Annotated in this window: 21 protein-coding genes; 3 read left to right on the top strand and 18 right to left on the bottom strand. The window is 70.6% G+C overall.

The window, feature by feature from the left end; translation table 11 throughout:
- The first annotated feature begins 6 nt into the window (after window positions 1-6).
- Window positions 7-825: a thioredoxin domain-containing protein gene (locus C1N81_RS32640; RefSeq protein ID WP_394434903.1), complete on the top strand. Its 819-nt coding sequence runs from the start codon at window positions 7-9 to the stop codon at window positions 823-825.
- Window positions 826-841: 16 nt separating this feature from the next.
- Here C1N81_RS32640 and C1N81_RS32635 read toward each other — a convergent pair whose 3' ends face one another.
- Window positions 842-1,411 (bottom strand): dienelactone hydrolase family protein, encoded by a 570-nt coding sequence (locus tag C1N81_RS32635; protein WP_394434902.1) that lies wholly within the window; start codon window positions 1,409-1,411, stop codon window positions 842-844.
- A gap of 62 nt (window positions 1,412-1,473) precedes the next feature.
- On the opposite strand from C1N81_RS32635, the gene C1N81_RS32630 reads away from it, so the two are divergent.
- A complete protein-coding gene (locus C1N81_RS32630; protein ID WP_394434901.1) occupies window positions 1,474-2,586 on the top strand; it encodes a mechanosensitive ion channel family protein in 1,113 nt (370 codons plus the stop codon).
- Between the two features lie 14 nt (window positions 2,587-2,600).
- Here C1N81_RS32630 and C1N81_RS32625 read toward each other — a convergent pair whose 3' ends face one another.
- The 5 genes from C1N81_RS32625 to C1N81_RS32605 all read right to left on the bottom strand — a co-directional run bounded on the left by C1N81_RS32625 (window position 2,601) and on the right by C1N81_RS32605 (window position 7,382).
- Window positions 2,601-4,187, bottom strand: coding sequence for a Na+/H+ antiporter (locus tag C1N81_RS32625; RefSeq protein WP_394434900.1), 1,587 nt, complete (start codon window positions 4,185-4,187; stop codon window positions 2,601-2,603).
- 342 nt (window positions 4,188-4,529) lie between these two features.
- A complete protein-coding gene (locus C1N81_RS32620; RefSeq protein WP_394434899.1) occupies window positions 4,530-5,009 on the bottom strand; it encodes a GNAT family N-acetyltransferase in 480 nt (159 codons plus the stop codon).
- The gene (locus tag C1N81_RS32615; protein WP_394434898.1) at window positions 5,006-5,947 is read right to left on the bottom strand and encodes an RluA family pseudouridine synthase; all 942 of its coding nucleotides are present in this window, start codon (window positions 5,945-5,947) and stop codon (window positions 5,006-5,008) included. Before C1N81_RS32615 ends, C1N81_RS32620 begins: the two co-directional genes overlap by 4 nt.
- A 74-nt stretch (window positions 5,948-6,021) precedes the next feature.
- Window positions 6,022-6,600, bottom strand: coding sequence for a signal peptidase II (lspA, locus tag C1N81_RS32610; RefSeq protein ID WP_394434897.1), 579 nt, complete (start codon window positions 6,598-6,600; stop codon window positions 6,022-6,024).
- Window positions 6,601-6,695: 95 nt separating this feature from the next.
- Window positions 6,696-7,382 (bottom strand): TraR/DksA family transcriptional regulator, encoded by a 687-nt coding sequence (locus C1N81_RS32605; RefSeq protein WP_394434896.1) that lies wholly within the window; start codon window positions 7,380-7,382, stop codon window positions 6,696-6,698.
- Window positions 7,383-7,994: 612 nt separating this feature from the next.
- On the opposite strand from C1N81_RS32605, the gene ileS reads away from it, so the two are divergent.
- Window positions 7,995-11,132 carry an isoleucine--tRNA ligase gene (gene ileS, locus C1N81_RS32600; protein WP_394434895.1) on the top strand — a complete coding sequence of 1,046 codons (3,138 nt, stop codon included), beginning with the start codon at window positions 7,995-7,997 and terminating at the stop codon, window positions 11,130-11,132.
- Window positions 11,133-11,335: 203 nt separating this feature from the next.
- Here ileS and C1N81_RS32595 read toward each other — a convergent pair whose 3' ends face one another.
- The 12 genes from C1N81_RS32595 to murF all read right to left on the bottom strand — a co-directional run bounded on the left by C1N81_RS32595 (window position 11,336) and on the right by murF (window position 24,042).
- Complete coding sequence (locus C1N81_RS32595) at window positions 11,336-12,538, bottom strand: DivIVA domain-containing protein (RefSeq protein WP_394434894.1); 1,203 nt, start codon at window positions 12,536-12,538, stop codon at window positions 11,336-11,338.
- Between the two features lie 46 nt (window positions 12,539-12,584).
- Window positions 12,585-12,869, bottom strand: coding sequence for a YggT family protein (locus tag C1N81_RS32590; RefSeq protein ID WP_394434893.1), 285 nt, complete (start codon window positions 12,867-12,869; stop codon window positions 12,585-12,587).
- Window positions 12,870-12,942: 73 nt separating this feature from the next.
- Window positions 12,943-13,584, bottom strand: coding sequence for a cell division protein SepF (locus tag C1N81_RS32585; protein WP_394434892.1), 642 nt, complete (start codon window positions 13,582-13,584; stop codon window positions 12,943-12,945).
- A gap of 126 nt (window positions 13,585-13,710) precedes the next feature.
- Window positions 13,711-14,457: a YggS family pyridoxal phosphate-dependent enzyme gene (locus C1N81_RS32580; RefSeq protein ID WP_394434891.1), complete on the bottom strand. Its 747-nt coding sequence runs from the start codon at window positions 14,455-14,457 to the stop codon at window positions 13,711-13,713.
- Between the two features lie 6 nt (window positions 14,458-14,463).
- Window positions 14,464-15,222, bottom strand: a complete 759-nt coding sequence (gene pgeF, locus C1N81_RS32575) for a peptidoglycan editing factor PgeF (protein ID WP_394434890.1) — start codon at window positions 15,220-15,222, stop codon at window positions 14,464-14,466.
- Window positions 15,223-15,283: 61 nt separating this feature from the next.
- The gene (gene ftsZ / locus C1N81_RS32570) at window positions 15,284-16,510 is read right to left on the bottom strand and encodes a cell division protein FtsZ (protein ID WP_394434889.1); all 1,227 of its coding nucleotides are present in this window, start codon (window positions 16,508-16,510) and stop codon (window positions 15,284-15,286) included.
- A 288-nt stretch (window positions 16,511-16,798) separates the two neighbouring features.
- Window positions 16,799-17,614: a cell division protein FtsQ/DivIB gene (locus C1N81_RS32565; RefSeq protein WP_394438369.1), complete on the bottom strand. Its 816-nt coding sequence runs from the start codon at window positions 17,612-17,614 to the stop codon at window positions 16,799-16,801.
- 27 nt (window positions 17,615-17,641) lie between these two features.
- A complete protein-coding gene (gene murG / locus C1N81_RS32560; RefSeq protein ID WP_394434888.1) occupies window positions 17,642-18,730 on the bottom strand; it encodes an undecaprenyldiphospho-muramoylpentapeptide beta-N-acetylglucosaminyltransferase in 1,089 nt (362 codons plus the stop codon).
- A 6-nt stretch (window positions 18,731-18,736) separates the two neighbouring features.
- Complete coding sequence (gene ftsW, locus C1N81_RS32555; RefSeq protein WP_394434887.1) at window positions 18,737-20,047, bottom strand: putative lipid II flippase FtsW; 1,311 nt, start codon at window positions 20,045-20,047, stop codon at window positions 18,737-18,739.
- Between the two features lie 106 nt (window positions 20,048-20,153).
- The gene (gene murD / locus C1N81_RS32550; protein ID WP_394434886.1) at window positions 20,154-21,596 is read right to left on the bottom strand and encodes a UDP-N-acetylmuramoyl-L-alanine--D-glutamate ligase; all 1,443 of its coding nucleotides are present in this window, start codon (window positions 21,594-21,596) and stop codon (window positions 20,154-20,156) included.
- Window positions 21,578-22,651, bottom strand: coding sequence for a phospho-N-acetylmuramoyl-pentapeptide-transferase (gene mraY / locus C1N81_RS32545; RefSeq protein ID WP_361075060.1), 1,074 nt, complete (start codon window positions 22,649-22,651; stop codon window positions 21,578-21,580). Before mraY ends, murD begins: the two co-directional genes overlap by 19 nt.
- The gene (gene murF, locus C1N81_RS32540) at window positions 22,648-24,042 is read right to left on the bottom strand and encodes a UDP-N-acetylmuramoyl-tripeptide--D-alanyl-D-alanine ligase (RefSeq protein ID WP_394434885.1); all 1,395 of its coding nucleotides are present in this window, start codon (window positions 24,040-24,042) and stop codon (window positions 22,648-22,650) included. Before murF ends, mraY begins: the two co-directional genes overlap by 4 nt.
- Window position 24,043 lies beyond the last annotated feature (1 nt).

Raw genomic sequence — 24,043 nt, 5'->3', positions numbered from 1 at the left:
CAGAACATGAGCAAGCGCAACAGCCAGCAGGCGAAGTCGGCGGCCCGCGAGCGGCTGCGGATCGAGCGGGAGCGCCAGGCCAAGAAGGACAAGGCGAAGCGGACGGCGATCGTCGCGGGCTCCATCGTCGGCGTCCTCGCGATAGCCGGCGTCGTCAGCTACCTGGTGATCCAGGGCAACAAGCCCTCGTACTGGGAGGCGGCGAAGGACGACGCCCTGGTCGCGCCGAAGAACACCAGCGGCGAGAACAACACCACGGTGGTCCTCGGCAAGGACTCCGCCAAGAAGACGATCATCGCGTACGAGGACTCGCGCTGCCCCGTCTGCGCCAGCTTCGAGCAGACCGTCGGCCCGACGGTCAAGAAGGACATGGACGCCGGCAAGTACAAGATCCAGTACGTCGGCGCGACCTTCCTCGACAACAACCTCCAGGGCGAGGGCTCGAAGAACGCCCTGAGCGCCCTCGGCGCCGCCCTGAACGTCTCCAAGGACGCCTTCTGGGACTACAAGGAGGCCCTGTACTCCGCGAAGTGGCACCCCGAGGAGACGACCGACAAGTTCAAGGACGACTCGTACCTGATCAAGGTCGCGAACACGATCCCGGAGCTGAAGGACGACAAGACGTTCCAGAAGGACGTCAAGGACGGCACCTTCGACAAGTGGGCGCTGGAGATGTCGAAGCAGTTCGACGACAACAAGTACGGCGTGCAGGGCACCCCGTCCTTCGTCGTCGACGGCAAGAAGCTCACGGGCCCCGACGGCGACAACGCGCCGAGCACCGTCGCGGACTGGAACACCGCGGTGGACAAGGCCCTCAAGGGCTGACCCCCGCGGGGATCCCCTACAAGGTCTCCAGGAAGCCGAGCGCCACCCGCCAGGTGGCCTCGGCGGCCTCCGCGTCGTAGTCGGGCAGGCCGGGGTCGGTGTAGAGGTGGCCGGCCCCCGGGTAGCGGTAGACCTCGACGTCCGCCCCGGCCCGGCCCATCTGCAGGTACCAGGCGGTCAGCCAGTCGTCCGTCTCGAACGGGTCCGGCTCGGCGACGTGCAGCTGGACCGGCAGCTCGTCCACCGACGCGTTCTCCGCGAGGTCGGACGTGCCGTGCAGGAGCAGCAGCCCCTTCGCCTTGTCGTCGCCCAGGGCGAGCGTCTGCGCGGTCGCGGCGCCGAACGAGAACCCGGCGTAGACGAGGCCCCGGTCCGAGTAGGGCGCGGCGGCGAGCACGGCGCGCTTGAGCAGTTCGTCCTTGCCGATCTCGTCCCGGAGGGCCATCCCGTCCTCGACGGTGTCGAAGGTCTTTCCCTCGAAGAGATCCGGGGTCCACACCTCGTGCCCGGCCTCGCGCAGCCGGTCGGCGGCGGCCACGACGGCGGGCCGCAGTCCGAACGTGGAGTGGAAAAGCATGATGTTCATGGTGGCCATGGTGCCAGGAACGCCACAGGTTAGAGGCGGCTGATCCCGGTTACCGTCGAGGAATGGAGAACGTACTGCGCCCTCTGATCGTTGTCGGCGGCTCGGTCGTGCTCACACTCCTCCTCGGGTGGGCCGTCGACCAGCTGCTGCAACGCGCCGACCGACGCCACCACGAGACACCGCTGTGGGGACTGCTGCGCCGCTGTCGTCTGCCTCTGCAACTGGTGCTCTGCGCGGCCCTGCTGCGCGGCACCTACGACCACGCGGAGATCAGCAAGGAGCACTCGGCCGGGATCGGCCAGACCCTGAGCCTCGTCCTGATCGGCGCGACCGCCTGGCTGATCGTGCGGATCGCCACCGCCGTCGTCGAGTCGTCCTACGCCCGCTACGCCACCAGCCACCGCGACGCCGCCCGGGTCCGCCGGGTCCGCACCCAGGTCACCCTGATCCAGCGCATCGTCATCGCGGTCGTCGGCGTCGTGGCGGTGTCCGCGATGCTCCTGACGTTCCCGGCGTTCAAGGCCGCCGGCGCCTCGCTCCTCGCCTCCGCCGGAATCCTGGGCATCGTCGCCGGTGTCGCCGCCCAGTCGACGCTCGGCAACCTCTTCGCCGGGTTCCAGATCGCGTTCGGCGACATGGTGCGGATAGGCGACACGGTCGTGGTCGACGGCGAGTGGGGCACCATCGAGGAAGTCACCCTCACCTACCTCGCCGTCCGCACCTGGGACGAGCGCCGGATCACGATGCCGGTGTCGTACTTCACATCGAAGCCGTTCGAGAACTGGTCGCGCGGCGGCGCCCAGATGACCGGCACCGTCTTCTTCCACCTCGACCACAGCGCACCCGTCCCGCAGATGCGCGAGAAGCTGCACGACATCCTGCTCGACTGCGCCGCCTGGGACGGCCGCGACTGGAGCCTCGCCGTCACCGACACCACGCCCAGCACGATGCAGGTCCGCGCCGTCGTCACCGCCAAGGACGCCGACGACATCTGGACGGTACGGGTCCGGGTGCGCGAGCAGCTGCTGCGCTGGCTGACCGAGTACCACCCCTACGCGCTGCCGCGCATCAACACGGCGACCGCGCTGATCGCCCCGAACGAGATCGGCACGTCGCTGCCGGACCACCACGTGCTGATGCGGGACGGCCGCGCCCCGCGCACGGGCCGCGGCTGACGCCCCTACCGCCCCTACCGCAGACTGCGTACGTCGAGCTGCCGCAGCACCCGGTCGACGACCTCCGGGTCGGCGCCGGGCTCGCTGCGGGCGGCGAGCACCTCGTGGCGCGCCGCCGACAGCATCTCGTTCTGGATCCGCCGCACCCGCTTGATCCGGGCGTACCGCTTCTCGTGCGTCGCCCGCCGCTCCTCCGCCCCCATCTCGGGGTTGATCCGCAGGCCGATGTCGTAGGCGCGCCGGACCATCTGCTCCTGCACGTCCTCCGGCAGGTCCTCGACCTCCTCGATCTCCTTGAGCCGCCGCTTGGCGGCCTTGGCGGCGCGCAGCGCGAGGTCCTTCTCGTACTCCTGCTCGAGGACGGTGTCGGCCTGGACGCCGAGCTTCCGCACGAGCCAGGGCAGGCTGAGGCCCTGGAGGATCAGTGTCGCCATGATCACACCGAAGGCGATGAAGATGATCTCGTCCCGCTTCGGGAACGGCGACTTGTCGTCCATGGTCAGCGGGATGGCGAGGGCGAGCGCCACGGAGGCCACCCCGCGCATTCCCGCCCACCACATGATCACGGTCTCGCGCCAGCTCACCGGGATCTCCTCGGCGACGTCGCGCCGCGCGTGCAGCCGCTGGGTCACCCAGGTCATCGGCAGCAGCCACAGCAGGCGGACGACGATGACGACGGCGACGACCGCCGCCGACCAGCCGAGCATCTCGCTCCAGTGCCCCTCCGCCGTCCGGACGACGTTGTGCACCTCCAGGCCGATGAGGCCGAAGGCGACGCCGGTGACGAGGGTGTCGACGACGTCCCAGAAGGCGCGCCCGGTCAGCCGCGTCAGTACGTCGTCGGCGTCGAAGGCCCGCTCGGCCAGGAACATGGCGACGGTCAGGACGGCGAGGACGCCCGAGCCGCGCAGCTCCTCGGCCAGGACGTAGGAGGCGTACGGGACCAGGAGCGTCAGGCCGATCTGGAGGGTGGCGTCGCCGAGGTAGCCCATGAGCCGGTTCGCGGCCCAGCCGAGCGCCACACCGACCGCGACGGCGACGACGGCGGACAGGAGCAGTTCGAGCGCGGCGTGCGGCATCGAGAAGCTGCCGCTGACCGCTGCGGTGATCGCCACGTGGTAGAGCGTGATCGCGGTGACGTCGTTGAAGAGGCCCTCGCCCTCCAGGATCGACACCAGGCGCCGGGGCAGCCCGAGCTGCCCCGCGACAGCGGTCGCGGCGACCGGGTCGGGCGGCGCGACGAGCGCGCCGAGGGCCACGGCGGCGGCGACCGGCAGACCGGGCACGACGGCGCCCGCGACGGCGGCGACGGCGGCGGTCGTGACGAAGACGAGCGCGACGGCCAGCAGGAAGATCGGCCGCTTGTTGGCCGCGAACTGGCGCCAGGAGGTGCGGTGCACAGCCGCGTAGAGCAGGGGCGGCAGCACCAGTGGGAGGATCAGATCGGGCTGGATGTCGACGTTCGGGACGACGCGGATCAGGGCCAGGACGATGCCCAGCAAGGTCATCAGCACCGGTGCGGGGAGCTTGAGCCGGTCGCCGAGCGGGACGCTCAGGACGGCCCCGAGCAAGAGCACGAACAGCAGCGCCAATTGATCCACGGGTGCACCGGCCAGGGTCGACGATCAAGAACGTTCGACCTCAAGAGTGCCACGCCGTCCCGGCCTCACCAGGGATCGGCCGGGTGCCGGTTCAATGCGGGTGCGGCGCCGTCGTGGCTGGTCGCGCAGTTCCCCGCGCCCCTGTCATGCGCACTTCGTGCGGCACTTCTTCCCGTCGTCCGGCTGCGGCTTTCGTCGCGGTCGCTCGCGCCGTTCCCGCGCCCCTGGGACATGCGGCTTCGCCGCAGCCCCATGGCGCCGAGCCGGCGCACGCAGTGCGCGTCTCAGGGGCGCGGGGAACGGCGCGACCAGCCACGACGGCGCCGCGCACGGCCACGGGCCTCAGCCCAAGGACTTCCTCATCGCCAGATGCGGAATCCCCGCGTCAGGAAACTCGGGCCCGTACGCGACGTACCCGAGCCGTTCGTAGAACCCCAGCGCATGCGTCTGCGCATGAAGATCGACCGCGGTCATCCCCCGGTCCCGAGCCGCGTCCTCGATGCCCCGCACCAGCGCCGCCCCGACACCCAGGCCGCGCGCAACCTTGCGCACGGCCAGCCGCCCGAGCGCCCCCACATCCGGAGCCCCGCCGTTCTTCACCGCCGCGGCGTCACCGGTCAGCAACCGCCCCGCACCGAGCGCCGAGCCGTCGTCCCGCACCGCCAGCACATGAACCGCCCCGGCGTCGTACGCGTCGTACTCCAGCTCCTCCGGCACGCCCTGCTCGTCGACGAACACCTCCCGGCGCACGGCGAAGCAGGCCTCCCGGTCCGCACCGGTCCCGGCGACCCGCACGACGTACCCCTGCCGAGCGGAGCTCACTCGCTCTCCGCGCGCACCCGGTCGAGCGCGACCTGGAGGTCCTCGGGGTACTCGCTGGCGAACTCGACCCACTGCCCGTCGGCCGGGTGCTCGAACCCGAGCCTGACCGCGTGCAGCCACTGCCGGGTGATCCCGAGCCGCTTGGCGAGGGTGGGGTCGGCGCCGTAGGTCAGGTCGCCGACGCAGGGGTGCCGGTGCGCGGACATGTGCACGCGGATCTGGTGCGTGCGGCCGGTCTCCAGCTTGATGTCGAGCAGGGACGCGGCGCGGAACGCCTCGATGAGGTCGTAGTGGGTGACCGAGGGCTTGCCCTCCGCCGTGACGGCCCACTTGTAGTCGTGGTTCGGGTGGCGCCCGATCGGCGCGTGGATGGTGCCGCTCATCGGGTCGGGGTGGCCCTGCACGAGCGCGTGGTAGCGCTTGTCCGGGACGCGCTCCTTGAACTGCCGCTTCAGCGACGTGTACGCCCGCTCGGACTTGGCGACGACCATGAGCCCGGACGTGCCCACGTCGAGGCGGTGGACGATGCCCTGCCGCTCGGCGGCGCCGGACGTGGAGATCCGGTACCCGGCGGCGGCGAGCCCGCCGATGACGGTCGTGCCGGTCCAGCCGGGGCTCGGGTGCGCGGCGACGCCCACGGGCTTCACGATGACCACGATGTCGTCGTCGTCATGGACGATCTCCATGCCCTCGACCGGCTCGGCGACGATCTGCACGGGCGCGGGCGCCTGCGGCATCTCGACCTCGAGCCAGGCACCGCCGTGCACGCGCTCGGACTTGCCCACGACCGAACCGTCCACCGTGACCTTCCCGGCGGCGGCGAGTTCGGCGGCCTTGGTGCGGGAGAAGCCGAACATGCGGGAGATGGCGGCGTCGACGCGCTCGCCCTCAAGGCCGTCGGGCACGGGCAGGGTGCGGATCTCGGGAATGGTGCTCACGCATCGAGTATGCAGGAGCGCACCGACAGCCTCGTACGCCAGCCCGGCCGATCAGCGCCCCGGGCCCCGCTCCGTCAGTCCTTGTGGACGGTCCCGTCCGGGTCGATCCCGCGGAAGGAGAGCACCACGATCAGGATGCCGCCGCACACGATCGCCGAGTCCGCGAGGTTGAACACGGGGTAGTTCTTCGGCGCGATGAAGTCGACGACGGCACCCTCGAAGACGCCGGGGGCGCGGAAGATCCGGTCGGTGAGGTTGCCGAGCGCCCCGCCGAGCAGCAGGCCGAGCGCGATCGCCCAGGGCGTGCTGTAGAGCTTCTTCGCCAGGCGGGCGATGACGACGATCACGGCCGCCGCGATCACCGTGAAGACGATCGTGAACGCCTCGCCGATGCCCCAGGCGGCCCCGGGGTTGCGGATCACGTCGAGCTGGAGCCAGTCACCGAGGACCCGGATGGAGTCCCGGTGCTCGAGCTTCGCGACCACGAGCAGCTTGCTGCCCAGGTCCAGGGCGTACGCCAGCGCCGCCACGATGAACAGCGCGGCGATCCGCCGCCTGCCCCGGGGGCCTCTCGCCGGCTCCGGCTCCGCTGCTGCCCCGGCTTCGGATTCCGGGGTGTCCGGCGTACCGATGATGCGCTCCGCCTCTGCCACGTGAGTCCCTCGACCTAGATACCTGACTGAGGACGAGAGTACGGCACACGCGCGCGGGAACCCATGGACGGTACGCCCCCGGCCTCCCCCGGAACTCAGTAACGCCGCTCCTGCTTCTGCTTGCACTCCACGCACAGGGTGGCCCGCGGGAACGCCTGCATGCGCGCCTTGCCGATGGGGTTGCCGCAGTTCTCGCAGAGACCGTACGTACCGGCGTCCAGGCGCTCCAGGGCGCGCTGGGTCTGCTCCAGCATCTCGCGTGCGTTGGCGGCCAGCGCCATCTCGTGCTCGCGGGTGATGTTCTTCGTCCCGGTGTCCGCCTCGTCGTCCCCCGCCCCGTCCCCGGAGTCCCGCATCAGACCCGCGAGCCCGGTCTCCGCCGCCTCGATCTCGCTGCCGAGCCGCATGGTCTCGCTCTGCAGCTCAGCTCGGGCCTCCGCGACCTCGTCCGGCGTCCAGGGGTCCTCGCCGGGCCGTACGGCCAGCTCACCGGCGTCGACGGCGGACTCCCGCGCCTTGGGAACCCCGCCGGGCTGCTGCGCCGCCGTGGCCGTGCCCTGACTCTTCTTCGCAACCACTGTCGTGGCTCCCGTCGTCTTCGCGGCATCGGCCGCGCCCTCGGCCGCGGAGGCGGCCGACTTCTTCGCACCCTTGCGCCCGGCGGCCTTCTCGGACGTGCCGGCCGCCTTCTCCGCCTTCTTGGACATACGTTTCCCAGATCCGGCCTCGCCCGCACCCGCCGCCTTCTCAGGGGTGCTCCCCGTGGTCTTCTTCGCCACCATGGCCGGGACCCCTTCACAAATGGTGATCTTGCACGCGAATCGTGCTGGGACGATAAATCGACTCCAGGCCCGCGGCAACGGGGCACACAGGCCGATCCGGCCGTCTCACCGCCTCCGCGCGACGGATCCGCGCGCGTCCTGCCCTGGTCGGCGCCCGGTGGGCCCGGCGATCCGCCCCCTTCCGGTCCCCGCCGGGCGACCAGCCGGGATCAGTCACCGTACGTATCGCCATTCGGGTCACCGCGCGCAGTCGTCCGCCGCGCCGGGCGACCCCGCGAAAAGCGGTCTGCCGCCGTTGTCCGGGCGCCGTACACTGGGGCCAGCGAGAGGCACGGATGGGGCCGAGTAGCGGCGTACGCAGCCAAGAGCGATCCGGGGACGGTGGGAGCCCGGAGGCGAGCGCGGCGTGAAGATCACCCCGGAGCCGTCGGAAGAACACCGCCACGCACGCGTGGCGGACAGTAGAACCGGCATCGCGACCCCAATGAGGGGGCTCACCGGAGCACACCACGCACCGGGGGCCAAGGAGGGTGGTACCGCGGGAGCGCGCCGCACACGGCGCACGGCTCTCGTCCCTCCGACGGAGAGAGCACGTCCGCCGGAGGAAGACTGATGACGCAGTACCGCCAGGTGCCCGCCCAGGTCGACCTGCCCGCCCTCGAGCACGCGGTGCTCGACTTCTGGGCCGAGCAGAAGATCTTCGCCAAGACCCTGGAGCAGTCCGAGGGGCGCCCCGAGTGGGTGTTCTACGAGGGCCCGCCCACGGCCAACGGCATGCCGGGCGCCCACCACATCGAGGCCCGCGTCTTCAAGGACGTCTTCCCCCGCTTCCGCACCATGCGCGGCTACCACGTGGCCCGCAAGGCGGGCTGGGACTGCCACGGGCTCCCCGTCGAGCTGGCGGTCGAGAAGGAGCTGGGCTTCAGCGGCAAGAAGGACATCGAGGCGTACGGCATCGCCGAGTTCAACGCCAAGTGCCGTGAGTCCGTCCTGCGCCACACCGACGCGTTCGCCGAGCTGACGACGCGCATGGGGTACTGGACCGACATGGACGACCCCTACGTCACGATGGACCCCGAGTACATCGAGTCGGTCTGGTGGTCGCTGAAGGAAATCTTCAACAAGGGGCTGCTCGTCCAGGACCACCGTGTCGCCCCCTGGTGCCCGCGCTGCGGCACCGGCCTCTCCGACCACGAGCTGGCGCAGGGCTACGAGACGGTCGTCGACCCGTCCGTCTACGTGCGCTTCCCGCTCACCTCGGGCCCGCTGGCCGGCCAGGCCGCGCTCCTGATCTGGACGACCACGCCGTGGACGCTGGTGTCCAACACGGCGGTCGCCGCCCACCCCGAGGTCCGCTACGTCGTCGTGAGCGACGGCGCCGAGAAGCTCGTCGTCGCCGAGCCGCTCGTCGAGAAGGCGCTCGGCGAGGGCTGGGAGAAGACCGGTGAGTCGTACACCGGTGCCGACATGGAGCGCTGGACGTACCAGCGCCCCTTCGACCTGGTCGAGTTCCCGGCCGAGGCCCACTTCGTCGTCAACGCCGAGTACGTGACGACCGAGGACGGTACGGGTCTGGTCCACCAGTCCCCCGCCTTCGGCGAGGACGACCTCAAGGTCTGCCGCTCCTACGGCCTCCCGGTCGTCAACCCGGTCCGCCCCGACGGCACCTTCGAGGAGGACCTCCCCCTCGTCGGCGGCGTCTTCTTCAAGAAGGCCGACGAGGCGCTCACCGAGGACCTGAAGAACCGCGGCCTGCTCTTCAAGCACCTCCCGTACGAGCACAGCTATCCGCACTGCTGGCGCTGCCACACGGCGCTGCTGTACTACGCGCAGCCGTCCTGGTACATCCGCACCACGGCCGTCAAGGACCGCCTCCTGGAGGAGAACGAGGGGACCAACTGGTTCCCGGGCAGCGTCAAGCACGGCCGCTTCGGCGACTGGCTGCAGAACAACATCGACTGGGCGCTCTCCCGCAACCGCTACTGGGGCACCCCGCTGCCGATCTGGCGCTGCGAGGACGACCACCTCACCTGCGTCGGCTCGCGCGAGGAGCTGTCGCAGCTCAGCGGCGCCGACCAGTCCCAGCTGGACCCGCACCGCCCGTTCATCGACGACATCACGTTCCCCTGCACCGCCGAGGGCTGCGCGCACACCGCGGTGCGCGTCCCCGAGGTCATCGACGCCTGGTACGACTCGGGCTCCATGCCGTTCGCGCAGTGGGGCTACCCGTACAAGAACAAGGAGCTGTTCGAGGCGCGCTACCCCGCGCAGTTCATCTCCGAGGCGATCGACCAGACGCGCGGCTGGTTCTACACGCTGATGGCCGTCGGCACCCTGGTCTTCGACAAGTCCAGCTACGAGAACGTGGTCTGCCTGGGCCACATCCTCGCCGAGGACGGCCGCAAGATGTCCAAGCACCTGGGCAACATCCTGCAGCCGATCCCGCTCATGGACCAGCACGGCGCCGACGCGGTGCGCTGGTTCATGGCGGCCGGCGGCTCCCCCTGGGCGGCCCGCCGCGTCGGCCACGGCACGATCCAGGAAGTGGTCCGCAAGACCCTCCTCACGTACTGGAACACAGTCGCCTTCCAGGCCCTGTACGCCCGCACCGCCGACTGGGCGCCCAGCGCGGCGGACCCGGCCCCGGCCGAGCGCACCGTCCTCGACCGCTGGCTCCTGTCCGAGCTGCACCAGCTCACCGACGAGGTCACCCAGGCACTGGAGGCCTACGACACCCAGCGCGCGGGCAAGCTGCTCTCCGCGTTCGTCGACGACCTGTCCAACTGGTACGTGCGCCGCTCGCGCCGCCGCTTCTGGCAGGGCGACAAGGCCGCGCTGCGCACCCTGCACGACGTGGTCGTCACCGTCACCCAGCTGATGGCCCCGCTGACCCCGTTCATCACCGAGCGGGTCTGGCAGGACCTGGTCGTCCCGGTCACCCCGGACGCGCCCGAGTCGGTGCACCTCTCCTCGTGGCCGGAGGCCGACCGCTCGGCGATCGACCCGACCCTGTCCACGCAGATGGCGCTCGTCCGCCGCCTGGTGGAGCTGGGCCGCGCCACGCGCGCGGAGTCCGGTGTCAAGACCCGCCAGCCGCTCTCCCGCGCGCTGGTCGCGGCGTCGGGCTTCGAGGCCCTGTCCCCGGATCTGCGCGCGCAGATCACGGAGGAGCTGAACGTCACGTCCCTGGCCACGCTCGCGGAGGTCGGCGGCTCCCTGGTCGACACGACGGCCAAGGCGAACTTCCGGGCGCTCGGCAAGCGGTTCGGCAAGCGCGTCCAGGACGTCGCCAAGGCGGTCGCCGCGGCGGACGCGGCGGCGCTCTCCCTGGCCCTGCGCGAGGGCAACGCCTCCCTTGAGCTGGACGGCGAGACGATCGCCCTCGCCCCGGACGAGGTCATCATCACCGAGACCCCGCGCGAGGGCTGGTCGGTGGCGTCCGACTCCGGCGCGACGGTCGCCCTCGACCTGGAGCTGACCGAAGAACTGCGCCAGGCGGGCCTCGCCCGTGACGCGATCCGCCTGATCCAGGAGGCCCGCAAGAACAGCGGCCTGGACGTCGCGGACCGCATCGCCCTGCGCTGGACCTCGACGGACCCGGCGGTGATCTCGGCCCTGACCGAGCACACGGCCCTGATCGCGGACGAGGTCCTGGCCACGGACTTCGCCCAGGGCGAGCCGGACGCCACCTACGGCACCCCGTTCACGGACGAGGGCCTGAGCCTGACGTTCAGCCTCCGCAAGGCGTAACCGCTCCGCTCTGCCCACGTGAGGGGTCGGCCCCCGCCGGAGATGCTCCGGCGGGGGCCGACCCCTCTCCGCACACCCGCGGCAACAGCGCACCCGGCAACAGCGCACCCGGCAACGGAAAAGGCCGCGGCCCGGATCGCTGTTCACGATCCGGGCCGCGGCCTGAATGAACGCCGACGCCTGCTGTACAGGCGCGGAGCGCCTTAGTTGTCGTCCTCGTCGATGAGGAACCCGCGCATCGGCGAGGGCGCCTGCTGCATCGGCTGCGGCGCCTGCGGCCGCACCGGTGCCATCGGCTGGGTCATCGCGGGCGACATCTGCTGCTGGCCGCCACCGTAGGACGGGCCACCGCTCTGCTGGTTGCCGCCCATGCCCTGGTTGGAGCCGTAGGACGGGGCACCCGCGCCGGCCGGGGCCATGGAGGGCGCCGGGGACGGCGGCAGCGAGGCGGTCGCGGGGGTCCGCGGCGGGGCGAGCGAGTCGTCCGCCTGGGTCTCCAGCTGGCGCAGCTGCGACTCGAGGTAGGACTTCAGGCGCGTACGGTACTCGCGCTCGAAGCCGCGCAGGTCCTCGACCTTGCGCTCGAGGGTGGCGCGGGCGGACTCGAGGGAGCCCATCGCGACACGGTGCTTCTCCTGCGCGTCCCGCTCCAGGGCGTCGGCCTTGGCGCGGGCGTCCCGCTCCAGACCCTCGGCGCGGCTGCGGGCCTCACCGACGATCTTGTTGGCCTCGGAACGGGCCTCGGCGATCGCCTGGTCGGCGGTCTGCTGGGCGAGGGAGAGGACCCGCGCGGCGCTGTCGCCACCGGGACCGCCCTGGCCGGGCTGCTGCATCTGCGGAGGACCGCCGTGACCGCCCATGGGGCCGCCCATCGGTCCGCCGAGCTGCGGCTGGCCGCCCATCTGGCCCTGCATCGGACCCTGGCCCATGGGGCCCTGCCCCATCGGTCCTGGACCCTGCGGGCCGCCGGGTCCCTGGGGACCGTGGCCACCGGGACCGGCCGGGAGCTGCGGGGCGCCGCTCGGCAGCTGCGGGGGCCCGCCCATGGGGCCGCCCATCTGCTGCTGCGGCGGGCCCGATATGCCGGCGGGCACCGGCTGGCCGGGGCCGCGCATGCCCTGCGGGGGTCCCTGCTGGTGGCCCTGCTGGTCCTGCGGTCCGCCCTGGCCCTCGGGGCCACCGGGGCCGCCGGGGCCCTTGCGCATACCGCCCTGCTGCTGGTTCTGCGCGGCGGCGCGGGTGGCCGCGGCCAGCTTGGCGCGCAGGTCCTCGTTCTCGCGGAGCAGGCGGGTCAGTTCGGCTTCGACCTCATCGAGGAAGGCATCGACCTCGTCCTCGTCATAGCCTTCTCGGAGGCGGACGGTCGTGAACTGCTTGTTCCGCACGTCCTCGGGGGTCAACGGCATCTCTTCACCTCAACGTAGTCGTCGGCATTCGGCAAGACCGTATCGTTCACAGCCGGCTCACGACGGAGATCAGGATGTAGACGATGATCATCAGTACGAAGAAGGACAGGTCGAGCGCCACGCCCCCGAGACGCAGCGGCGGGATGACCCGCCGCAGAAGCTTGAGCGGTGGATCAGTGACAGTGTAGGTGGCCTCAAGGACCACCACCATCGCCTTGCCGGGTTGCCACGAGCGGGCGAACTGGAACACATAATCCATGACCAGCCGGAAGATCAGCACGATGAGGAAACACATCAGCGCGATGTAGACCACATCCAAAAACACGCCCATGTCGGCGGTTCCCTCTCCCCTGTTGCTCGTGCCTGGTGACTGGCCGGCCAGTCGTCGAAACCGGTGTTGCGTCTCAGCTCTGGTTGAAGAACCCACCCTCTGCGATACGGGCCTTGTCCTCCGCCGTGACATCGACGTTAGCAGGAGACAACAGGAACACCTTCTGCGTCACCCGCTCAATGCTTCCGTGCAGACCGAAGACGAGACCGGCGGCAAAGTCGACAAGTCGCTTCGCGTCGGTGTCGTCCATCTCGGTCAGATTCATGATCACCGGAGTGCCCTCGCGGAAGTGTTCCCCGATGGTACGGGCCTCGTTGTAGGTCCGGGGGTGCAGTGTGGTGATGCGGTAGGGCTCCCGCTCGGACACGACCTTGGGCATGATCACCGGTGCGTTCTTCTCCAGGCTCTGACGTTCAGGTGTGATGGATGCCACGGGGGCGATTCGCGCCGGACGTCCGGATTCAGCGGCGAGCGAAGCGGACTGGCGGGCCGGCTCGCGCTGTGCGGGCGGCTGTACGACTCGTACCGATTCGTCCGCTTCCGGGGCGCGGGAGTTGTGTGACTGATGCGACGGTTCGTGCCGCCGCCGATCACGCTCGGGCTCCGGGTCAAGCTCGGGTTCGAAGTCGTCGTCGGGGTCGAACCCCCGGCCGTCGTACCCATCGTCCTCCACGAGGCCGAGGTAGACCGCCATCTTGCGCATCGCGCCGGCCATGCTCTGAGTCCTCCGCTCTGTGGTGGATCGGCTGACGTCAACCAAGCTGCCCGCGATCCACGTGATCTCCCCGCCCATCAGCGGGAATGACCATATTTTCTGCTGTGGTCCGACTTCTTGGCGACGTTACCCGAGCCTGGGTCGGACTCCGAGTACCGCCGTACCGACGCGCACATGTGTCGCTCCGGCCGCCACGGCCTGTTCGAGATCCGAACTCATCCCTGCCGACACCATGTTCGCAGCCGGACGGGAAGCGCGCAGGGCAGTCGACAAATCCATGAGCCGTTCGAACGCGGCCTGTTGCCGGCCCGCGTAGGCCCCCGTGAGCGGCGCCACGGTCATCAGTCCGTCGAGCCGCAGCCCCGGGGCCTCGGCCACGCGCGCGGCCAACTCCTCGACGCCACCGGGGCCGATGCCGCCGCGCTCGCCCCGGCCGTCCTCCTGCGCGTCGAGCGCGACCTGGATGAGGCAGCCGAGCTCGCGCCCGGCCCGCTCGGCCTCCTTGGACAGCGCCGTGACGAGCCTGGCCCGGTCCACGGACTGCACCAGATCGGCATAACCCACCACGGACCGGACCTTATTGGTCTGGAGCTGGCCGACGAAGTGCCAGGTGAGCGGGAGGTCCGCGCACTCCTTCGCCTTGGGGGCGGCGTCCTGGTCCTTGTTCTCGGCCACGTGCCGCACACCGAGCTCGGAGAGGATCCGCACATCGCTCGCCGGGTAGGTCTTGGTGACGACGATGAGGGTCACCTCCTCGCGCTTGCGCCCGGCCGCCGCACAGGCGGCGGCGATGCGCTCCTCCACCTTGGCCAGGTTCGCGGCGAGTTCTTCCCTGCGCCCCGAAAGGTCCTGGAGTTCCTGAGGGTCCGTCATGTCGTATCAGTCCAGCCAGACATAGCCCGCGAGCCGACCGGTGGTCCTGTCGCGGCGGTACGAGAAGTGGTCCTGCGACTCGCGCGTGCAGAGCGGCGACTGCTCCCGGTCGCGCACCCCGAGCCGCTCCAGTTGGGCATGGACCCCGGCGCCCACGTCGACGGCGGGGGTGCCCCAGCTGGTCTCGGCGTACGCGGCCGGTTCGACCGCGGCGGCCTCGGCGCGCATCCGCTCCGGCACCTCGTAGCACCGTCCGCAGACGGCGGGCCCGGTGCGGGCGACCATCCGGGCGGGGTCGGCGCCGAGCCCCACCATCGCCTCCACGGCGGCGGGGACGACCCCGGCGAGCATGCCGGGGCGGCCCGCGTGGGCGGCGGCGACGACCCCGGCGACCGGGTCGGCGATCAGGACCGGGACGCAGTCCGCGGTCAGTACGGCGAGGGCGAGCCCGCGCCGGACGGTGACCAGCGCGTCGACCTGCGGAATGTCGGCTTCCGTGGCCCAGGGCCCGTCCACCACGGCGACGTCGGGGCCGTGCACCTGGTTCATCCAGACGACCCTGGTCGCTTCGAGGCCGAGCGCCTTGGCGGCCAGCTCCCGGTTGCGCAGTACGGCGGCGCGGTCGTCGCCGACGGCGCCGCCGAGGTTGAGCTCCTCGTACGGAGCGGCGCTCACCCCGCCCCACCGGTCAGTGAAGGCGAAGTGCGCGCCACTCGAAGAGGTCACAGCGACCACAGAGGTCACATCGTCCCGCTGGCCTATCACCGTCGTGCGGTTCCCGTCGGGCCCGGGAACGTCCCCGCCGGGGACGGCACTGTCAGGAACGTCACTTCAGGAAGTCCGGGACGTCCAGCTCCTCGGCCTGGCTGTCCGGGTAGGACGGCCGCGGCACGTGGGGCGGGGTGACCGGGGGGACGGGGGTCTCGCTCGCCGGGGCGGGCACCTCGATCGGCTCCGGCTTCTGCTCCTCGCGCGGGGTGACGCTGCCGAGGCCGCCGAAGGCCGGGCGCGCGGGCTCGGGGGCCGGCGCCGGGCGGGAGGCGGGCACCGGTTCCTCGCGCTTGGCGGAGGACGAGCCGATCACGTTGTCCCGCTTGGCCGGTGGCTGGCCGCCGTCGAATCCGGCGGCGATGACCGTGACCCGGACCTCGTCGCCGAGGGCGTCGTCGATGACCGCGCCGAAGATGATGTTGGCCTCGGGGTGTGCGGCCTCGCTGACCAGTTGCGCCGCCTCGTTGATCTCGAAGAGACCGAGGTCGGAGCCGCCGGAGATGGAGAGCAGCACGCCGCGGGCGCCGTCGATGGAGGCTTCGAGCAGGGGCGAGGAGATCGCCATCTCGGCGGCGGCCACCGCGCGGTCGTCGCCGCGGGCGGAGCCGATGCCCATGAGCGCGGAGCCGGCCTCGGACATCACGGACTTGACGTCGGCGAAGTCGAGGTTGATCAGGCCGGGCGTGGTGATGAGGTCGGTGATGCCCTGGACACCGGAGAGCAGGACCTGGTCCGCCGACTTGAAGGCGTCGAGGACGGAGACCTGGCGGTCCGAGATGGACAGGAGCCGGTCGTTGGGGATGACGATGAGGGTGTCGACCTCTTCGCGGAGCTCGGCGATGCCGTCCTCCGCCTGGTTGGCCCGGCGCCGTCCCTCGAAGGTGAACGGGCGGGTGACGACGCCGATCGTCAGGGCGCCGAGCGAGCGGGCGATGTTGGCCACGACGGGTGCGCCGCCGGTGCCGGTGCCGCCGCCCTCACCGGCGGTGACGAAGACCATGTCGGCCCCCTTGAGGACCTCCTCGATCTCCTCGCGGTGGTCCTCGGCCGCCTTGCGCCCGACTGCCGGATTGGCTCCGGCGCCGAGTCCGCGGGTGAGTTCACGGCCGACGTCGAGCTTGACGTCCGCGTCGCTCATCAACAGGGCTTGCGCGTCGGTGTTGATGGCGATGAACTCGACGCCCTTGAGACCGACCTCGATCATCCGGTTGATGGCATTGACACCACCGCCGCCGACACCGATGACTTTGATGACTGCGAGGTAGTTCTGCGGTGCTGCCACGTCGAAGGCCTCTCGCCTCGAGTTACGTGTCGCCGCTTCGCGTTCTGCCGAGGCGACGACTGATGTCGAATGGGGACGGTCCGGACTACTAGTCGACTGCCGACCCGAACCCTAACGGTGAAGTTTAGGGTTACCAGTGTGTCTGTTCCCTGGACTCTTCCGAACCTGACACTAAGTCGACAAGTGGCGCCCGTTCAACGAACACGCCGAACCTCCCGTTTTTCTTTTCACCCTATGTGATCAGGCGTAGCGCTGCCCAACCAGGGTGCTGGCCTGCGCGGATGTGCGTCAACTCCCTGATGTGGCAGGCGCGGTGGGAACACTCACGTCGAAGTGAGACGCCTTGGGAGCTGCTTTCATGAGGCTGCGCAGTACGCGTGCCTTCGCGCCGCCCTTCTCGGCACTTCCCCAGACGACGGTGCGCCCTCCGGTGAGTCCCAGCGAGATGTCGTCGTAGGAACGGACCTTGACGGTACGGGTGTCACGCGCGACGGCCGCCGGAAGGTGCCCGCCGACCCGGACCGCCTCGCGAACCAGGCGGTCGGTACCGAAGCGTCGCAGGCTTGCCGCGGCCCCCGTCTGATCCGGCGTCAATTCCAGCCGGGGAACACCCTTCGGGGCTTTGTCGACCGTCGCAAAACGCACACCCTCGTCGTCCACTTCGATGAACTTGCCCGAATTTCGGGCGTCTTCGACAAGGAGAACAGGCTTGCGTTCCGTCACTTTCAGCCCGATTCCATGCGGCCAGGAACGCACCACGTCCACCGAGTCGACCCGGGGCAGCTCGTTCCGGATCCGGTCCGCGATGGCGTCGGTGTCGACGGAGATCAGCGGGGCGCCGACCGGGACCGCGGCGGCCTCGCGCACCTGCCCGGGGGTGAGGACCTCGGTCCCGGAGGCCGTGACGCGCTCGACGCGCAGCCACTGCGATCCGTACAGGGCCCAGACCGAGCCCGCGCCCACCAGGACGACGAGGACACCGCCCACGACGAGGGTGCGCAGGCGGGGCAGGCGCAGCCGGGGCGGCGGCGGGCCGGAGGGGCCCGCGGGGGTCGCCTCGGCCTCGTCTCGTTCGCCGCGGTCCGCGGTGGTCGCTCCGGCCACGCTGCCCTGCCTCATGTGTCGTACGCCCTAGCGGCGTGAGTTGATCGCCTCGTACACCATCCCGACGAGCAGGTCGTCGGCGTCCCTACGGCCGAATTCGGAGGCGGCGCGGGACATTTCGTACAGCCGGTGCGGGTCGGCGAGGACGGGCAGGACGTTGCCCATGACCCACTCGGGGCTCAGCTCCGCGTCGTCGACCAGCAGGCCGCCGCCGGCCTTCACCACCGGCTGGGCGTTGAGCCGCTGTTCGCCGTTGCCGATGGGCAGCGGGACGTAGGCGGCCGGGAGTCCGACGGCGGAGAGTTCGGCGACGGTCATCGCGCCCGCGCGGCAGAGCATCATGTCGGCCGCGGCGTACGCGAGGTCCATCCGGTCCACGTACGGTACCGGGATGTAGGGGGGCATTCCCGGCATCTGCTGTACGTGCGGCAGTTCGTTCTTCGGGCCGACCACGTGCAGGATCTGGATGCCGGACTGCTGGAGCAGCGGCGCGACGCGCGTGACGACCTCGTTCAGGTGGCGGGCGCCCTGGGAGCCGCCGGAGACGAGCAGCGTCGGCAGGTTCGGGTCCAGGCCGAACGCGGCACGGGCCTCGGGGCGGACCGCGGCGCGGTCGAGCATGGCGATGGTGCGGCGCAGCGGGATGCCGATGTAGCGGGCGTCGCGCAGCTTGCTGTCCGGGGTGGAGACGGCGACCCCTGCCGCGTACCGGGAGCCGATCTTGTTGGCCAGGCCCGGCCGGGCGTTCGCCTCGTGCACCACGATCGGCACGCCCGCGCGCTTGGCGGCGAGGTAGCCGGGCAGCGCGACGTAGCCGCCGAAGCCGACGACGCAGTCCGCCTTGGTGCGCTCCAGGATCTGCTCGGCGGCCTTGATGGTGCCGCGCAGCCGCCCGGGAACCGTGATCAGTTCAGGCGTGGGTTTGCGGGGCAGCGGGACGGCGGGAATCAGCGCCAGCTCGTAGCCGCGCTCCGGTACGAGACGGGTCTCCAGGCCGCGCTCCGTGCCGAGGGCCGTGATCCCCACGGTCGGGTCCTGCCTGCGCAGGGCGTCCGCGAGGGCGAGCGCCGGCTCGATGTGGCCGGCGGTCCCCCCACCGGCGAGTACGACATGCACCGAAATTCACCGCTCTCCGGACGTACGCGCCGAGGCGCGCCGTCGCATCGTGTTCCATCTCATCCGTGGCTGCCGCATGGCCAGGGCCGCCCGTGCCGCCGGTTCGTCCCGCGCGAACGCGATCAGAAGTCCCACGGCGAACATGGTCGGCAGCAGCGCGGACCCCCCGTACGAGAACAGCGGGAGCGGGACCCCGGCGATCGGCAACAGGCCGAGCACCGCACCGATGTTGACCACGGCCTGCGCCGTGATCCAGGTGGTCACGCCTCCCGCGGCATATCTCACGAAGGGGTCCTCCGTGCGTCCGGCCACGCGGATACCCGCATAGCCTAGAGCCGCGAACAGGGCGAGCACCGACAGCGTCCCCGACAGGCCCAGTTCCTCACCGGTGATGGCAAAGATGAAGTCGGTGTGCGCTTCGGGAAGTTGACCCCATTTTTCCACACTGGCGCCGAGCCCGGAACCGAAGAGTCCGCCGGAGGCCAGGGCGTAGATCCCGTGCAGTCCCTGCCAGCACATGTCGTCGGGTCCGGCGTCGGCGCGGCCCAGGCAGGCGAGGCGGGCCATACGGTTCGGGCTGGTCTTGATCAGCATGACGCCGATCAGGCCCGCCACGGACAGGACGCCCACGAACAGCCGGGTGGGGGCGCCCGCCATCCACAGCAGGCCGAAGAGGATCGCGGTGAGCAGGATCGCGGTGCCCATGTCGCCGCCGAGCATGATCAGGCCGAGCAGCAGGAACGCCATGGGGACGAGCGGCACCAGCATGTGCTTCCACTGGGTGAGAAGCCGCTTGTCGTGCTTACGGGCGAGCAGGTCGGCGCCCCACAGGATCAGCGCCAGCTTGCCGAACTCGCTGGGCTGGAGCATGAAGGGCCCGCCGAGGGAGATCCAGTTCTGGTTGCCGTTGATCGACACCCCTATCCCGGGCACCTGCACCAGGACCATCAGGAAGACGCTGACGGCGAGGATCGGGTAGGCGAGGGCCCGGTGGAGCTTGACCGGCATCCGCATGGCGAGCACGAGCAGGATCGCGCCGAGCACGGCCGCGACGAACTGCTTGCGGAAGAAGTACGAGCTGGACAGGCCCATCTGCAGGGCCGTGATCATCGACGCCGAGTAGACCATCACCAGGCCGAGCCCGGTGATGAGCAGGGCCGAGCCGAGGATCAGGTAGTACGCGGTGAGCGGCCGGTCCCAGGCGCGGCGGGCCTGGCCGTAGATCCGTCGTACGGGGTTGGCGCGGGCCCGGTAGACGCGGCTGGTGCGCCTCGGCGGGGCCGCGGGGCGTTTGGTGGTTCCGGCGCTACCGGGCATTGCCGCTCCCCCACAGTGAGAGCCTGTGCCGGCTCCACGTTCGCTGGTGCGCTGCCACGTTCCCCTCCCGAGGGTGCCCGGCGTCACCGGGCACCCGAAGGTACCGTCAGACGCTGGTGGCGCCCAGTTCGCGGACCGCTTCCGCGAACGCCTCGCCACGCTTGTTGTAGTTCGTGAACATGTCCATCGACGCGCAGGCCGGGGCCATCAGGACCGTGTCTCCCGGGCGGGCGAGCCGCGCCGCCTCCCGGACCGCCGCGGACATCGCCCCAGTGTCGGTCCGGTCGAGGTCGACCACCGGTACTTCCGGGGCGTGTCGCTCCAGGGCTTCGCGGATCAGGGCGCGGTCGGCGCCGATCAGGACGACGCCGCGCAGCCGCTTCGCGGCGCCCGTGACCAGCTCGTCGAAGGTGGCGCCCTTGGCGAGGCCGCCGGCGATCCACACGATCGGCTCGTACGCGGCCAACGACGCCTGCGCGGCGTGGGTGTTGGTCGCCTTGGAGTCGTTCACGTAGGCCACCCCGGCGACGTCGGCGACGTGCGCGATGCGGTGGGCGTCGGGCGTGAAGGCGCGCAGTCCGTCACGGACGGCGGCCGGTTCGACGCCGTACGCGCGGGCGAGGGCCGCCGCCGCGAGGGCGTTGGCGATGTTGTGCGGGGCCGGCGGGCGTACGTCACCGATCTCGGCCAGCTCCTGGGCGTTCTTCTGCCGGTCCTCGACGAAGGCGCGGTCGACGAGGATGCCCTCGACGACGCCCAGCTCGGAGGGGCCCGGAGTGCCGAGCGTGAAGCCGATGGCGCGGCAGCCCTCCTCGACGTCGGCCTCGCGGACCAGGTCCTCGGTGGCCTTGTCGGCGGTGTTGTAGACGCAGGCGACCTGGTTGCCCTCGTAGATGCGGCCCTTGTCGGCGGCGTACGCCTCCATGGAGCCGTGCCAGTCGAGGTGGTCGGGCGCGAGGTTGAGGACGGCGGCGGAGTGGGCGCGCAGGGAGGGCGCCCAGTGCAGCTGGTAGGAGGACAGCTCGACGGCGAGGACGTCGTAGGCGTCGTCGCCCTCCAGGACGACGTCCACGATCGGGGTGCCGATGTTGCCGACGGCGGCCGTGCGCTTGCCCGCCGCCGTCAGGATCGAGGCGAGCATCTGCGTCGTGGTCGTCTTGCCGTTGGTGCCGGTGATGGCGAGCCAGGGCGCCGCGTCGGGGCCGCGCAGCCGCCAGGCGAGCTCCACGTCGCCGATGACGTCCACGCCCGCCTCGGCGGCGGCGGCGAACAGGGGCGACGTCGGCTTCCAGCCCGGCGAGGTGACGATCAGCTCGGTGCCCTCGGGCAGCGTCCCGGCATCCCCGAGGCGTACGGCGATGCCCTCTTCTTTAAGAAGAGCCGCCTTTTCGCGCTGGGCGGGGCCGTCGCCGCCGTCCACGACGGTGACCGACGCGCCGAGGCCGGCCAGGGCGCGGGCGGCGCTGAGGCCGCTCACGCCGAGACCGGCGACGGTGATGGTCGTCCCCTGCCAGGGGTTCTGACCGGATGTCACTTCTTGGCTGCCCATCCTGCGTAGAAGAGGCCGAGTCCGACGATCACGCACATGCCCTGGATGATCCAGAAGCGGACCACGACAAGGACTTCGGACCACCCCTTGAGTTCGAAGTGGTGCTGGAGTGGCGCCATGCGGAAGACGCGCTTGCCGGTGAGCTTGAAGGAGCCGACCTGGATGACCACGGACATGGTGATCATCACGAAGAGGCCGCCGAGCAGGGCGAGCAGCAGTTCGGTGCGCGAGCAGATCGCGAGGCCGGCGAGGGCGCCGCCCAGGGCGAGCGAGCCGGTGTCACCCATGAAGATCTTGGCGGGCGAGGTGTTCCACCACAGGAAGCCGAAGCAGGCGCCCATGAGGGCCGAGGCGACGACGGCTAGGTCGAGTGGGTCTCTGACCTCGAAACACGCGGCCGGGTTGGTGAGGGTCTGCGCGTTGGCGCAGGACTCCTGGAACTGCCAGACGCCGATGAAGGTGTAGGCGCCGAAGACCATCACGGAGGCGCCGGTGGCGAGGCCGTCGAGGCCGTCGGTGAGGTTCACGCCGTTCGACATCGCGAGGATCATGAACAGCGCCCAGACGACGAAGAGCACCGGGCCGATCGTCCAGCCGAAGTCCTCCACGAAGGAGAGCCGGGTGGAGGCCGGGGTCTGTCCTCTGGCGTCCGCGAACTGCAGGGAGAGCACGGCGAAGGCGATGCCGACGATCAGCTGTCCGGCCATCTTCGCCTTGGCCCGCAGACCGAGCGAGCGGCGCTTGACGATCTTGATGTAGTCGTCGAGGAAGCCGACCAGGCCCATGCCGGCCATCAGACCGAGCACCAGGAGACCCGACAGGGTCGGGGACGCGCCGGTGATCAGCTTGGACAGGAAGTACGCGATGAGGGTCGCCAGGATGAAGGCGATACCACCCATGGTCGGCGTACCGCGCTTGCTGTGGTGCTCGCGCGGGCCGTCGTCACGGATGTACTGGCCGTAGCCCTTGCGGGCGAGGAGCTTGATCAGCAGGGGCGTGCCGACAAGGGTCAGGAACAGACCGATGACGCCCGCGAAGAGGATCTGCTTCATCATCGGGCATCGACCTCGCCCTCGAGCAGCGCCTGTGCCACGCTCTCCAGGCCCACCGACCTGGAGGCCTTCACGAGCACGACGTCACCCGGGCGCAGCTCGCTGCGCAACAGGTCGACCGCCGCCTGTGCGTCGGACACGTGCACCGACTCCTCACCCCACGAACCCTCGTTATAGGCGCCCAGTCGCAACCAGGACGCTTCCCTGCCCCCGACTGCCACGAGCTTGCTGACGTTGAGCCGGACGGCGAGCCGTCCGACCGCGTCGTGCTCGGCCAGCGACTCGTCGCCGAGCTCGGCCATGTGCCCGAGCACCGCCCACGTCCGCCGCCCCTTGCCCATGGCCACGAGCGCGCGCAGGGCGGCTCGCATGGACTCGGGGTTCGCGTTGTAGGCGTCGTTGACGATCGTGACGCCGTCCGGACGCTCGGTGACCTCCATCCGCCAGCGGGACAGGGAGTCCGCTTCGGAGAGCGCGAGCGCGATCTCCGAGGCGGACATGCCAAGGTCATGGGCGACGGCGGCCGCGGCGAGCGCGTTCGACACGTGGTGCTCACCGTACAGGCGCAAGGTCACTTCGCTGCACCCGGAGGGTGTGTGAAGGTCGAAGGCGGGCCGCCCGTTCTCCGTGAGCCGGACATTCGCGGCACGTACGTCGGCTTCGGCGGCCTCTCCGAAGAGGAGCACCTTGGCCTTCGTACGGGACTCCATGGCCCGGACGAGGGGGTCGTCGGCGTTGAGGATCGCGGTGCCGTCGGCGGGGAGCGACTCGACCAGCTCACCCTTCGCTTCCGCGATCTGTTCCTTGCCGCCGAACTCGCCGATGTGCGCGCTGCCGACGTTGAGGACGACGCCGACGCGCGGGGGCGTGAGGCCCGTCAGGTACCGGATGTGGCCCTTGCCGCGGGCGCCCATCTCCAGGACGAGGAACTTCGTCTCGTCGGTGGCGGACAGGGCGGTCAGCGGCAGCCCGATCTCGTTGTTGAACGAGCCGGGCGTGAAGACGGTGGGCGCCTTGCGGCTCAGCACCTGGGCGATGAGGTCCTTGGTGCTGGTCTTGCCGGCCGAGCCGGTCAGCGCGACGAGGGTGGCGCCGAGCCGCTCGACGACGTGCTGGGCGAGCGCGCCGAGCGCCGCCTTCACGTCGTCGACGACGATGGCGGGCACGCCGACGGGGCGGGACGCCAGGACGGCGGCCGCTCCCTTGTCGACGACCTCGCGCGCGTAGTCGTGGCCGTCCACGCGCTCACCGGCGAAAGCGGCGAACAGGCTGCCGGTCTCGACCTTGCGCGAGTCGATGACGACCGGGCCGGTGACCCGGACCTGATCGTCCGGTATGTCGTAGGTCTGCCCGCCGACAGCTGAGGCGATCTCGGCGAGGGAGAGGGCGATCACA

It is taken from the genome of Streptomyces sp. SGAir0957 (genome assembly GCF_043523415.1).
Note: the sequence above shows the minus strand (reverse complement) of the source record. Positions and strands in the feature narration are given on the sequence as shown.